Here is a 13,853-nt window from a genome sequence, read left to right on the forward strand (position 1 = left end):
ATATATTTTCTAATACATTATAAGTATTATAGGTTGTATCATATTATGCATGCATTTACATTTTTTGTATTTTACTCATTTTAGTATTTAATAAAGCCTTTAGGGTTAAATCATGATGACTCAGTAGAATCACATATATCATAATTTATTGGTTATAGCTTTAATGTATCTTTGTAAACATAAAAGCATCTCATTAATTAATGAGATGCTTTTACATACCCTTTTAGATTATCGTGTCTGGCATTTAATCATTCTTAACGACCTGTTCATGCCTGAAGCAGTCTAAAACATGGTCATTGACCAACCCCGTAGCCTGTAAATGGGAGTACATTATTACAGGTCCTAAAAATTTAAAACCTCTCCTCTTCATATCCCTGCTTATTTCTTCTGAAAGATCCGTTTTCGCGGGAATCTCTGATTCACTAGTCCAACAATTTATTATCGGTTTATAACCTACGAACCTCCATATATAATCACAAAAGCTCCCAAATTCCTTTTGAATCTCTAAAAATCTTTGAGCATTATTTATCGAAGCTCTGATTTTACTATTATTTCTTATAATACCTTCATTGCTCAGCAACTCTTGAACTTTCTCTTCATCAAAGCTCGCTGCAGATAAAGGATTAAAATTATCATAAGCTTTTCGGTAGTTCTCTCTTTTCCTTAATATCGTAATCCAGCTCAACCCTGCCTGTGCAGATTCCAACACAAGAAATTCAAATTGCTTTTTATCATCAAATACCGGCAGTCCCCATTCTTCATCATGATATCTTACATATAGTTCATCCTTACCACACCAATTACACCTCTTCATGATAGTTTTCTCCTTCGTTTATGAAACTTCTGGCAGCATATTCTTATTGTTTACTCATCAATTAAGTTCTTTTGTTTCGTGCTTGGCACCTACCCTTCAAAAGCTAGACCTTTAGCGATCCGCGGAACGCCCTAACTCCATAGTAAGATTCTGCACCGTTATGATACACAAAGACATGGTCGTAGCGACGATCACAAAAGAGGGCGCCGCCGAGTTTTCTAATCTCAGTAGGCGTTTTCACCCAGCTCGACGTTTTTGTATCGAAATTCCCAAGTTTCTGCAATTCCCGATATTGTTCTTCCGTTAAAAGCTCTATGCCCATGGAAGCTGCCATATCAATAGCGTTATTCTCTGGTTTATGTTCTTTCCTTGACTCCAGCCCTTCACGGTCGTAACAAAGACTTCTGCGGCCTTTAGGACTTTCCGCTGAACAATCATAAAAAATGTATTCACCCGTCTCTTTATCATAACCAATAACATCCGGTTCACCGCCAGTTCTTTCCATCTCATTGAGTGACCACAGTTTTTCAGTATTAGCTTCTAGCTTTGCTTGTACTCTAGCCCATTCAAAACCTTTATGTCGGTTCACGTTTTTCTCAAAACGGGCTTTCAATGCTCCGAGTAGTTCTTCACGTTGTTCTTGTGACAACTCCCTTTTTTCATTTTTCATAATTAAACCTCCTAATGAAGATTTCTATATTGGGGTGCCAGGTCTAAAGCAGAGGGAACCGTCCCTTCTGCTTTCTAATTATCACTTTTGGTCCAATATCTTTTTAGTATATATACCTGAGTATCTCACGTTCATTCCTGCAAATGGTGATTGACCATAATCTTGCCCAGTTTTGATATTAATCTCTTCAATATTAATAACATTCTCATTTGTAAGTTTAAAAATCATTTTATAATCAGGATACTCTTTTGTCGTAAAATATGCCTCTTTAGAAGAAGTGAAATAAGCGATACCCGCGATATTGCCTTCATGGGGATTGGGAATTAATTCTCCACTTTCCGTAAGTATCGTACTTATAAAATAAGCATCTATCGAGAAACTAAACTGTTTCTTGTTTGCATTGCTAATATTTAACTTAGCGCTTGCACCAATTCCGTTTTGTTCTCCCATACTCCAATTGCCAATCCACTTTGAATATTTAGTATCTATTTTATCTTTTTCTAACTTCTTAACTTGTTCTGATAAGTTTGAAGTCTGCAATTCGCTATAAATCACTTTGCTTTCAAGCTCTTTAGGCTGTTCAGATTTACCAACACATCCTATTTGAATTGCAATGATAGTTAGAGCTATCAATAATAAGGCCATGGTTTTTTTCATTTACATACCTCCTGTTATTGTTTCAGCTAATAAAACTTAATAGTCTTCCTCGCACTGTTAACTTATTATTTTACTAACCAATCATAACTATCCTATATAAATGTTGAATAATCTTCCTTTTGAAAACCCAGGTGCCAGGCACGACAGTTGGTCAGCTATCGAGACCTTTTAATTCAATAACTGCCTAACTGTCGTGCCTGGAAGAGCTCCGAAAAACTCCATATCAAAAAAATAAAACTAACGATTCGAAAATACAAGGCTCAAAAATTCGTTCTATAGGACTTATTTATATCAGGTAATGATTTACCATTCCCAATAAACGTGATATTTTCAAACATTGCGAGTTTTTCGGAGGTTTCCCTGGCACCATATTCTTTAAGAATGATTGGGACAATGTACCTGTCCCCTTGTCCCATGCAAGTTTATCGTTAGCAATATAACCTCTTTTAGGTTTGGTTCCATCGATTGGTACAACACCGTGGCAATGGATATAAGGTATACGTGATTGTCTTGTATTGATAATGCTATTAAGAACCCTATCAAATATTATTTTATTACCATGTCCTTGGTCTACACTGAATGAGTTTATCATTGCCAATAATATTGCTTCACCATTAAACGTCAGTATTGTTTTAGGAGCGATATCGTTTTCAATAGCAGAAACGATGACTTTTGCTAATTGATACGATGATGTTTTGTTAAGTACATTTTCTCTTATGTATTTAAAGTCATCCCAAACATTTTTTTTAATATCAGATAAATGTTGTAAATTATGGACAATACAAAATGACTTCCATTGCCTCAGTGTTAGTTGATTTTTTATCTTTTCATATATTTCCTCAGAAAGCATATTAATAAAATCATTATCACTACTTCTCAGATTGTTCTTAACTGCTTGAATCATAGCATCAGCAGAAAAGCCCATTTTTTTATACACATCTATATTTATCCTGTCTTCTATCTTGCAATACTTTATTATTAAAGAATCTACTAACTGAAACCAGTCTGGAATAACTGGTGAAGATGTTCCTGCCCCAATACATAGTGACCATCCAGTTCTGGCATGAGCATCTTATAAAATTGGATATATTGTATCAACATGCAAACCTTGTTTCGCCATTAGTCAGTATCCTCCATGTTTATTTTTCATTGAAGCAGCAATAATTGAAGTATTGTATATTTTATCAAAGGTTGATAATATTATGTTTGCTTGAACTACCCTTATAGCTATGCTTGTCCAATTTTATATATAATCGAAGATCATTAATGGAATCAATACTTATCTTTCTAATAATTTATGCCGCATATTAGATTTAGCTTATGTACTTTATAAATTTAATAATAGTCTATTGATATAACTTAAGTATTTTAAATATCGCTTCGTTCAATAAATTAGTGATTTTATCATTACAACTATTATCTATAGCGAATTCATTTATAAGATTATTTATGCTGGCATAACATTTGGTAATAAAATCCATCATTTTCCCTTTATTCATAATAATCCTATTATCGACCTCTAATGTAGCATTGTCATTTATATATGCTAAGAACATAGCTTCAAAGAAACCTATTTCTAAATTCAAATACCATATTATTTCAGGAAATTCAGTAATTATCTCTTTTATATAGGTTTGAAATTCAGCAATGCAGAATAATTCTCTCATGTCATCATCATAACCTGAAACTGAAATTATAAATTTTTGATAATTGTCTTTAACATTTTGCTTATTATCCCGTTTTGATACTATATATTCTTGTATCTGAATGTAATTTCTACTTAATATTTCTTCTTTACTTATTTCTATAATATAGAATTTATAATCATTGTTTTTCACTTCTCTTTTAGTTAAAAAGTTTTCGTTAAGCAAAGCATTAGTATATAAACTATTTTGCCAGAAATTATTATCTTTCTTTAATTCTACTTTCTTGTAAGCTTCCAATTTTACAAAATTAGAACTGACATTCAGTATTGCCTTTTCTATTTCATTAATCTCACCCTTATCAATATCTTCATCATACACTATAATCAAAAATGCAAATGAGTTTATTATAATTGTTCTCATAGAACATTTGTGAGTACTTTTATCTTTCAATTTAAATGGAGCTATTCTGAAAAAATCTATTGTATATTCTGAATTACCATCAAAATGATAGTAATCATGTGTCTTGCCATTAATGGCTAAATCTATAAATAATCCATAAACACTAATTTTATTGTTTATTTCTTTATTATCTTTAATATATGGTATGCAATTTTTATATGAGTTTGAATCATATTCTAATTTATTAGCTCTTGCTGAATTGTAGCATATTTTTAATAACCATCTGGCTAATTTGTTATAATCATATTCGAAAATTACCTGCATTATATCTTTTTGTATTTTACCATTATATTTTATGATTTCATTGATTGCATATGTATCTAGCTGCGATAGAACGCCATTATTACATACACTACATACATCTTTAATGATAAAATCACTGTTTATGACTTTGCATGGCGCAGCCTCAGTCCAACGAATTTGTTCACTTTTATTCATTCCTCTAAGAAACCCATCAGGTATTATATGTTCTCTTGTAGGCACTCTTTCTTCTCCACAATATGCACATTTCATATGTATCACTACTTTCTTAAATGTATCCCAAATTTCGTATTTCAGACAAACTTTCCCAATTATATGGATAATACAAAGGGAAAGTGCAAATTAATGATAAATTTAAAGTTAAAAAATACCTGCTTTAACTTCTTTAGCCAACCGATTCCAAGAATAACAACTAATATTTTTATTCTCAGAGGTAACGCCTCCAAAGCTTGGCCTTGCAGTTATAATCACAGATTTTACTTTTACATCCTTCCAATCAATTATACCAAATAGGATATCTAGTATATCACATAAATTTTCAGCGATTAGTTTTTCTCTTAAGGCTATCTGTTGATACACTTTATTCTCAATTTTATCAAATACTAGTTCTCTGTGGCTCATGGCAGCTTTATAATACTTCAATTCAAAATTGTAAATCAGTTTTTTCGCAGGCTTGTATGCCAAAATATCAATATCATTAAAGGCTATTGTCTTGCCTTTTTTATTAATTATTTTTTTTATATCTACATAAACTATGTCCGGTTCATCTGGGTCTCTTGGAAGAATGAAACCTTGTGACTCAATAAAATCCGCAAGTTTATATGAAAAAAATAGTGACATATCTTGCTGCAACTCACTAAAAAGACTTTTATTTTTTTTATCAATAATCATCTCACCCATGAAATGACCGGAGAAGCATATATTTTTAAATATAGTCACAACTTCTATAAATGTATACTTACCAAACTTTATGCATTTACCCTCCTCATAAAAACATCTTAATTCTAAGTGCCTGGTGGAAACTTCAATTTCCGCTTTAAAAAGCCTAATTATTGAAAAATATTCAATAATATTGCATATAGTTTGTACATCCAGATACTTCTTGAATAATTTTTTGAATCTATCCTTGCTAACATAATAATGGTCTTTTATCTTGGAATCTCTATCCAACAAATGCAGATTATTAACAATAATGTCCAAGTCAGATACCCTAAAACCCAAAATTGTTTCAATTGAGTGATTAGCTCTTTTCATAATTAACTCAGGCATAAGTCTTTTTCTAACTAAATACTGTCTCAATCTTGGGTCTATAATTTCTTCCTGCTCAATTTTCCTGCTTGTATAAAGTTCAGCGCATTCGTCAAAAAACTGATCTACCTTTTCATCTTTTATTGGTTCAAAAAGATTGATGTCCGATATTTCCCTTCCCAGTGCCTTGTAATACTCCATATTCAGAATAAATATGTTATAAAGTTTTATAAGTTCAAATAATTCATCCAAATTGGTATTTTCATATAAAACAGCATTGTTCTGAAATCCTTGATTACCCAACTGCAAACATATTTTTTGTAAATGAAGCGCAATTTCATTAAATTCATTCATCCTAAATAAATGCTCTTTGGGATGAAGCTTTTGGCAATACTGTTCCCTCATAAATTCAACGATGAAAATCAATTCATCATATCTAAAGTATTGTACTTTACATATAATTAAGTTATAAAAATCGTGCTCGATTTCATCAAGACTTCTATGATTTTGAATATCTCGACTAAAAACTTTAAGGATATATTCCTTTGTGCTACTGAATAAGTCCAGTCCAGAGTTTTCATAAAATCTCGGTAATATCCTCAAGAATTCTTTCATTAGATTTTCAAGCATCTCATTACCTCCAATAATTAAAAGACTAACTCGTATTTACATTATTTCAGAATCCAGGTCAAGCTTTATTCTTCGCTTCCGATATTGCTGTTATCACAAAAAGAATCCTATATTGATAACCCCTATTTACTCAACTTCTAGTTATTAGCCTAATTGGAATTGATACTCAACCACCCCTAACAAACTAACTTGTCCCAATTCTACGGATAAAGTGTAATTAGTTATTTTTAGATTAAACCATCAGCGTTGATATTATATCTGATATTTAGAATGGTTATATGGTTAATTTATTTTTATTTACAGTCCCTCTCAGCATAAAAATCACCGGATAATTTACTAGTTATTGATATAAACTCATCAACTTTTAGAGCAATAACAGATGACATCCAAAAGTTATGTTCTTCTAGCTCTGGCATAAACATACCCTTTTCTCCTGCTGCATCAAAATAAACCTGAAAAACAATTTGTGGAGGTATTGCACCCGTATAGCAGATAACAGCCCCATCTTGCCAAGGTATCCACCCAACTTGACCTATCAACTTTTTGTCACGCTTAAAGAATAAATTATATTTAACTGTAGCACCTTTAAAATTGCCCATTTTATGATAATCGTCTACTTCAACTAATTCTCTTTCTAAGTTGTATTGATACCCTTTCAGAGTCATAAAAGCAGATGGCTGTTTCCCTAAAAAACTCTCGATATTTATCAACGAACGTTTTCTATAAAAAGAAAGTCTTATGATCAGGTCACTAAAAAACTTGTTTAATGTAAGTTCACCAAGTTCCGATTTTCCTAAGTGTACATAAAACGGTGCAATTAAAAAGTTATCATCACAATTTCCTGCAAACCATCCTCCCATATTTTTGCTAAAAGGCGTTTGAATTGTATATCCAATTATCCCCTTATCTAAAACAACAATCATATCAATCCATTGACTTGAAGGATATTCTGCATTTATTTCTATTAAGTTTTCAGACAAAGTATTAAGCGATGTGTATGATTCATATGCAAAAACAACACCAAAGGTTTTTTCTATTACTAATGGACTCATTGTTACTGGCTGATCGCCATCATTAACAGGTGTTTTCTTTAAAGCTTTTGCAGAAGCAATCTTCTTAGCAGCATCTTTTAACTCTTCCTTATTCAATTTGGATTTTACCTCAATAACTGAAGCTACATTATCATTGGGAAGAATTAATACTCTTTTACCTTTCCGATAAATAGGACTATTTAATGCATCATAAATAATAATGTCAGTTTGCATGCTGATATTACTTTCATCATCGATAACACAACCTGTATCAGCAGCAAATCTCTTAGGGAGGTGATCATTGAGAAAGTCTCGCAAAATGACTTCTGCTTCTGCTCCACTTTCTCCATAATGCGGATTATCTTTTTTTATTTCTTCAAAGTCATAACGCAGTTGCTTGCCTGCTTCAATGAATAAGTTTAATATCTTTTCATTCTTCTCCATAAATAACCTCACAAATAATTTGGTATTCCCTATAATCGGTAAATTCATCTGCACCTTCCCATTATAGACATTAGTGGCTGTTCTAAAAGACTTTAGTTACACTATTATAATTCGTCTACCACAGCTAAAACTTTTATTTGTCTATATCTTCAATCACGAATAATGTCGTGATTGGTCACTGTATGTACTAATTATAATTCTATACATTCAAGTAAATTCCTTCCATTTATTGAAATTGTTATGGATGATTGTTTTTTAGACAAAACAAAAAGCTTATACTCAGGCATCCACCTAAATATAAACTTTCAGTACATCATACAGTTCACAACCTTTTGAATCTACTAAAGTTGTGAACTTAACTTGATTCTTTTTACTAACTTTATTGTATCTATACCAACTTTATTGTATGTTTACTGACTTTATTGTACGGAAACATTAATATTATATTTTATTTACTCAGTCTACTCCACAGTAACGCTCTTCGCCAAGTTCCTCGGCTTATCAACGTCGCAGCCCTTCTCCACTGCCATGTAATATGCCAAAAGCTGCAACGGTGTCACTGCCACCACAGGTGCCAGGATATCTGACACGTTCGGTATATAGAGGGTATAATCCGCTACCTTTTCAACCTCGGTGTTGCCTTCCTTTGCTATTGCGAATACGAAGGCGCCTCGGGCTTTGACCTCTTTTACGTTGCTTACCATCTTCTCGTATAGCTCATCCTGTGTTAGAACTGCAAGGACTATTGTGCCCTTTTCTATGAGGGCTATTGTTCCATGCTTAAGTTCTCCGGCAGCATAGGCTTCTGAGTGTATATAGGATATCTCCTTGAGCTTCAGTGAGCCTTCAAGAGCTACAGCGTAGTCTATTCCCCTGCCTAGGTAGAATACGTCTTTGGCATTGGAATTTTGGGTTGCAAACTTCTGGAGGATTGCTTTATGCTTAAGAACTTGCTCTACAAGCTCAGGAAGTTTTCCCATCTCTTGTGTGATTGCTGAAATCTCTTCATCCTTCAAAGTCCCTTTGAGCTTAGCCATGTAAAGTGCTATTATATATAAAGCTATAAGCTGGGTTGTGTATGCTTTTGTGGATGCAACTGCAATTTCAGGGCCTGCCCAGGTGTAGAACACATCATGGGATTCACGGGCTATGGAGCTGCCTACAACGTTGACTATGCTCAGTATCCTTGAACCCTTTCTCTTAGCTTCCTTCAATGCAGCCATTGTGTCAAGGGTTTCACCCGATTGGCTCACTACTATAGTCAGAGTCTTATCATCTACGATAGGGTCTCTGTATCTGAATTCCGATGCAATTTCTACTTCTACAGGAATCCTTGCAAGCTTTTCGATGACATATTTGCCAACCATGCACGCATGGAAGGCTGTCCCGCAGGCTACCATATATATCTTATTGAACTGCTGAAGCTGTTCCTTTGTAAGCTTTATATCGTCCAGCTTTATGCTTGCAGTGTCATGCAGAACTCTGGAGGTCATAGTGTCCTTTATAGCCTTGGGCTGTTCATGTATCTCTTTTATCATGAAATGCTCGAAACCGCCTTTTTCAGCTGATGCTACATCCCAATTCACTTCAAATACTTCCTTGCTCACTGCATTGCCGCTCTCGTCATAGAAGCTTATCTTATCCTTTTCTACTACTGCAAGCTCATTTTCATTGAGCAGATATATCTTCCTTGTATGATTCAGTATAGCAGGTATATCTGAGGCTATGAAGTTTTCCCCGTTGCCTATGCCTACTATAAGAGGATTTTCTTTTCTTACGCATACTATTTTATCGGGCTCTTTTCTGCTCATTACTGCAAAGGCATAGGAGCCTCTGATTTTTTCGAGTACCTTCTTTACCGCTTCTATAAGATCACCTTCATAGAAAAAGTCCAGATAGTGCGCAAGCACCTCTGTGTCAGTCTCGGATATAAAGGTGTACCCCTTCTCTATAAGCATGTTCTTTATGCTCATATAGTTCTCTATTATACCGTTGTGAACTACAGCAATATCATTGGAACAGTTGGTATGCGGGTGGGAATTCACATCCGATGGCTCACCATGGGTAGCCCACCTTGTGTGTCCTATACCCAGACATCCTTCCAAGGTCTCTTTCTTCAGATGCTCTTCAAGTACTGCGAGCCTGCCTTTATATTTTCTTACCTCAATATTTCCATCATTATAAACTGCCACTCCGGCAGAGTCATATCCTCTATACTCAAGCTTCTGCAAACCCTCTATCAAAACAGGAATTGCTTTTTTATCTCCTATATAACCTACGATCCCACACATATATAAATTCTCCTCTCAGATTAATTGCTTCGCGCTACGTGCCACGTGGCTCGTGCATAGATTTGGCATTTATACTGGGTCTGGTTGACTCCTCGAACCTCGCATCTATTTTTATGTTAACCTATTTCTGGGCAAAAAAATACACTAACAGGTCCTAACCGTTAGTTTTCTCAGCTTTACCCTTGGCTCAATTAGATTTTCTTTGTCCCATCAATCACTTGAGGATTTGTAAAATCTATAACGCTGTTAAGCCGCAACGCAGGGCACCCGCCGAATTTTCGATGAACCCTGACCTCGTCAACTTGCAATGCAAGTCTGGCGCTTCATTAAGTTTTCATATGCCACATCTGTAGTCTTTTCACCACCTTTCAAATATTATTGTTCTACCTTTCACCCCCCTAATCTTATTATTATATAATTTTATAATTTTTGTAAACATTTTGCAAGTTAATTCAAATGCTACCATTCGATAAATCCTGTCAAATAGAGCAAGACCTCTCTTATATCATTCTATTTTGGAAAAAAGAAAAAGTACCTTTATTCAGGTACTTTTTATGTCTAATTCATTTTTCCTTCTATCAGTTTAGCAAGAGCCTTAGCATCTTCCTTTATTTCTGCCTCGTTCTCACCTTCAAGCATAACCCTTACAAGCGGTTCAGTGCCTGATGGCCTTATAAGCACTCTTCCCCTATCCTTAAGCTTGTTCTCTAGCTCTGCTATCATGGCAGCAATGGCGGTATCCTCCATGTACTTATCCTTGTTCTCGTTCTTTACTTTTGCATTGACCAGTACTTGAGGCAGTTCTGTTACAATAGCTGCAAGGTCTGAAAGCTTCTTGCCGGTTTCTTTTGTCACAGCCAGCAGCTGAAGTGCTGTCAAAAGTCCATCTCCGGTTGTGTTATGGTCAAGGAATATTATATGCCCTGACTGCTCGCCGCCAATGTTGTAACCTTTTGTAATCATTTCTTCGAGTACATATCTGTCCCCTACCTTAGTCTTGGCAAGGCCGCACTTTTCACGCTTCATTGCTATGTCAAGGCCCATGTTGCTCATAACTGTGCCAACTATGGTATCATTTTTCAATATGCCTTTTTCTTTAAAATGCTTCGCAAATATTGCAAGCATATGGTCTCCGTTAACTATATGACCCCTGTTATCTACCGCAATAAGCCTGTCGGCATCCCCATCAAAAGCCAAGCCTACATGAGCTCCGGATTCCAGCACCAGCTTTTGTAATTCGTCAGGATGTGTCGAGCCACATTTTACATTTATGTTCTTTCCATCCGGCTTGTTGTTTATAATCACAATTTCAGCTCCAAGGTCAGCAAGTATCGAAGGAGCTGCTATGTATGATGCTCCGTTTGCGCAGTCAACTGCTATTTTGAGTCCTCTCAGATTGACATCTATTGTCTTCTTGAGGAAATCAATATATCCATGCACTGCATTGTCTATCTCAATCTTCTTGCCAATTTCTGCCCCTGTGGGATTTGCTATGCCGTTATCAGGATTCAAAAGCAAGCTCTCTATCCTGTCCTCCAGCTGATCCGACAGCTTATATCCATTGCCGTCAAAAAACTTAATACCGTTATATTCAAACGGGTTGTGTGAAGCAGAAATCACAACCCCTGCATCCAAGCCCATATGCCTTGTAAGATAAGCAACTGCCGGTGTAGGCTGAACCCCTAAAACCACAGCTTCTGCTCCCATTGAGCAAATACCAGCGATAAGCGCAGCTTCAAGCATGTCACCAGATACTCTGGTATCTTTTCCTACTGCAATCCTGGGTTTGTGGTGGGTTTCTTCTGTCAAAACATATGCGCCTATTCTTCCGAGGTTGAACGCCAGGGTAGAGTCCAGCTCCTTATTGGCAATCCCTCTTACTCCGTCAGTTCCAAACAAGCGACCCATCGTAAGACCCCTTTCAATGTTTAGTTTGCTATTTTCCGTTAGTATATTTATAATATCACAATCATACCCTTTGTTCAAACTTCATATTTCCACCGTGTATTCCGTGGGATTTCGTGTGTTCAGTGTTGCCCGCAACCATGAAACCCCGCCCCTACCTTTTTACACCCTCTTTAAAGGCTTTCAGGTATTCAGGCTTTTCATCCAGCCAATAACGTCTGGCCGGAGTTCCTTTTTTATTCTTCCTATAGTCAAAATCTGCATAACTCCACCACACTGCGGCTTTTATATTTTTATACTTATTGATGCTGCTGAACATATCATTGATCCACTTTCCCTTGTCTCCCCCTACCGAGCTGCAGGCAAACTCGGTAATCATCCATGGAAAATGCCCATAAAACCTGGTGTACTTTTCATTCAAAGGGTCATATATTTCGTTAAAGCTTCTCCATCTTTCTCCGGTAAGGCCCTTGTAGTAAGTTCCGGTATTGTAGCCTGTAAGACCTATCATCTGTACATATTTGTTCCCAGGATAGTATGAGACATGGGAATTCCATTTCAAAGGAGGATAATCCACATCATTGGGATTAAACACCCATATGGCGTTTCTAACCCCTTCCTCCTCAAATATGTCATATATATGCCTCCAAACCTTTATATAGACATCAGGGTCGCATAGCAGCGCTATACCGCTGTATCTCACCCACGTACTGTTCATTTCGTTGTTCAGTCTGAATATGAATGGATGCCCGAAGGCTTTTGCCTCTTGTGCAAAATTCCTAAGGTAGCCGTCATATAAACCATCAATCAAATCAAAATTGACATTCTTCATTTTATTATCGGTGTTCCCTGCCTTTATGTTCCACATAACCTGCATTGTAAGCTCCACTGTCTTACCTCGCTGGTAGGCATTCCTCATACCCTCCATCGGGAATTGGTGCCCAAGATAGATATAGTGAAGTGTAATTGGAAATTTGTATCCCAGCTTCTTTTCCATATCCTCAATTTTCGAAAAATCCTTTGTTATGGAGTTTGGATAAAATATTCCCCATTTTATAGAATCTGAATTCTGCAGTGCATAATAGAAAGCCTTGGTCTCAGCATTCCAATCAGGGAGCTCAGGCTTCAGTGCAATATCGAATTTCAATTCCCCACTGCGTTCTATCTTTTTGAAGGATTTGAGCACCTGCTGTATAGCTTCTTTTTGCTCATTCAGCGAGCTGGATCTGATGAAGCAGCTGTAGAACTCCCTGTCTCCTGTGATGTAAAGAGCATGCATATACTCGTTCTGCGAATCATTGCTTCCTGCTGCAGGTCTTCTTGAGAACACCAATATTCTGTTCTTGATGCCGTTTATGGTACAATATTCATTGGTTATGAGCCTTATGCTGTTAGCTTTCCGATACTCAGGGTCAAGCATATATTTATATAAATATGTATTAAAATAGCTATCTATACCTTCATAGGGAGAAAGCTCCCTGGAAATCTTGATATCCATATCCGGACTGCTTATTCTGATGAAGGCAGGCATATAATCCTTGTCAACTGCCATTGTTTCGGGCACCTTCAACTGGAACCCCAGTTCAGGGCATTTAATCTCCTTAAAGCTTATCTCTTTCCTTTTGCTCTCTTCCTCATTTACAACTTCCTCTGCAGCCGATACTCCCTCTGCTGCAATTCTGGTTTCTTCATTGCTACTGCTCTTTTCATTCACAATACTATCACAGCCAAAACTCATAACAGAAACAATTATTACAATCAAAACAACTATAAAAGAGCTTTTGATATCAGTCAATC

10 protein-coding genes are annotated in these 13,853 nt (G+C 35.8%); all 10 read right to left on the reverse strand.

Annotated features, from left to right (window positions below):
- Positions 1 to 244 precede the first annotated feature (244 nt).
- Positions 245 to 814, reverse strand: a complete 570-nt coding sequence (locus tag VEB00_14755) for a DNA-3-methyladenine glycosylase I (GenBank protein ID HYF84277.1) — start codon at positions 812 to 814, stop codon at positions 245 to 247.
- Between the two features lie 103 nt (positions 815 to 917).
- A complete protein-coding gene (locus VEB00_14760) occupies positions 918 to 1,484 on the reverse strand; it encodes a DUF4256 domain-containing protein (protein ID HYF84278.1) in 567 nt (188 codons plus the stop codon).
- A gap of 81 nt (positions 1,485 to 1,565) precedes the next feature.
- Positions 1,566 to 2,141: a hypothetical protein gene (locus VEB00_14765; GenBank protein ID HYF84279.1), complete on the reverse strand. Its 576-nt coding sequence runs from the start codon at positions 2,139 to 2,141 to the stop codon at positions 1,566 to 1,568.
- 286 nt (positions 2,142 to 2,427) lie between these two features.
- The gene (locus tag VEB00_14770) at positions 2,428 to 3,078 is read right to left on the reverse strand and encodes a hypothetical protein (protein HYF84280.1); all 651 of its coding nucleotides are present in this window, start codon (positions 3,076 to 3,078) and stop codon (positions 2,428 to 2,430) included.
- A 409-nt stretch (positions 3,079 to 3,487) separates the two neighbouring features.
- Positions 3,488 to 4,729, reverse strand: coding sequence for a hypothetical protein (locus VEB00_14775; protein HYF84281.1), 1,242 nt, complete (start codon positions 4,727 to 4,729; stop codon positions 3,488 to 3,490).
- Between the two features lie 138 nt (positions 4,730 to 4,867).
- Positions 4,868 to 6,385: a hypothetical protein gene (locus VEB00_14780; protein ID HYF84282.1), complete on the reverse strand. Its 1,518-nt coding sequence runs from the start codon at positions 6,383 to 6,385 to the stop codon at positions 4,868 to 4,870.
- 293 nt (positions 6,386 to 6,678) lie between these two features.
- On the reverse strand, positions 6,679 to 7,860 hold the full coding sequence (locus VEB00_14785) for a DUF6602 domain-containing protein (protein HYF84283.1): 1,182 nt from the start codon (positions 7,858 to 7,860) through the stop codon (positions 6,679 to 6,681).
- A gap of 461 nt (positions 7,861 to 8,321) precedes the next feature.
- On the reverse strand, positions 8,322 to 10,151 hold the full coding sequence (glmS, locus tag VEB00_14790) for a glutamine--fructose-6-phosphate transaminase (isomerizing) (protein HYF84284.1): 1,830 nt from the start codon (positions 10,149 to 10,151) through the stop codon (positions 8,322 to 8,324).
- Positions 10,152 to 10,709: 558 nt separating this feature from the next.
- Entirely contained in the window at positions 10,710 to 12,059 is a 1,350-nt protein-coding gene (gene glmM, locus VEB00_14795; protein ID HYF84285.1) for a phosphoglucosamine mutase, read from the reverse strand.
- A gap of 151 nt (positions 12,060 to 12,210) precedes the next feature.
- Positions 12,211 to 13,851: a glycosyl hydrolase gene (locus tag VEB00_14800; protein ID HYF84286.1), complete on the reverse strand. Its 1,641-nt coding sequence runs from the start codon at positions 13,849 to 13,851 to the stop codon at positions 12,211 to 12,213.
- Between the last annotated feature and the right edge of the window lie 2 nt (positions 13,852 to 13,853).

This window comes from Clostridia bacterium (genome assembly GCA_035628995.1).
Taxonomy (GTDB): Bacteria; Bacillota; Clostridia; order Lutisporales; family Lutisporaceae; genus BRH-c25.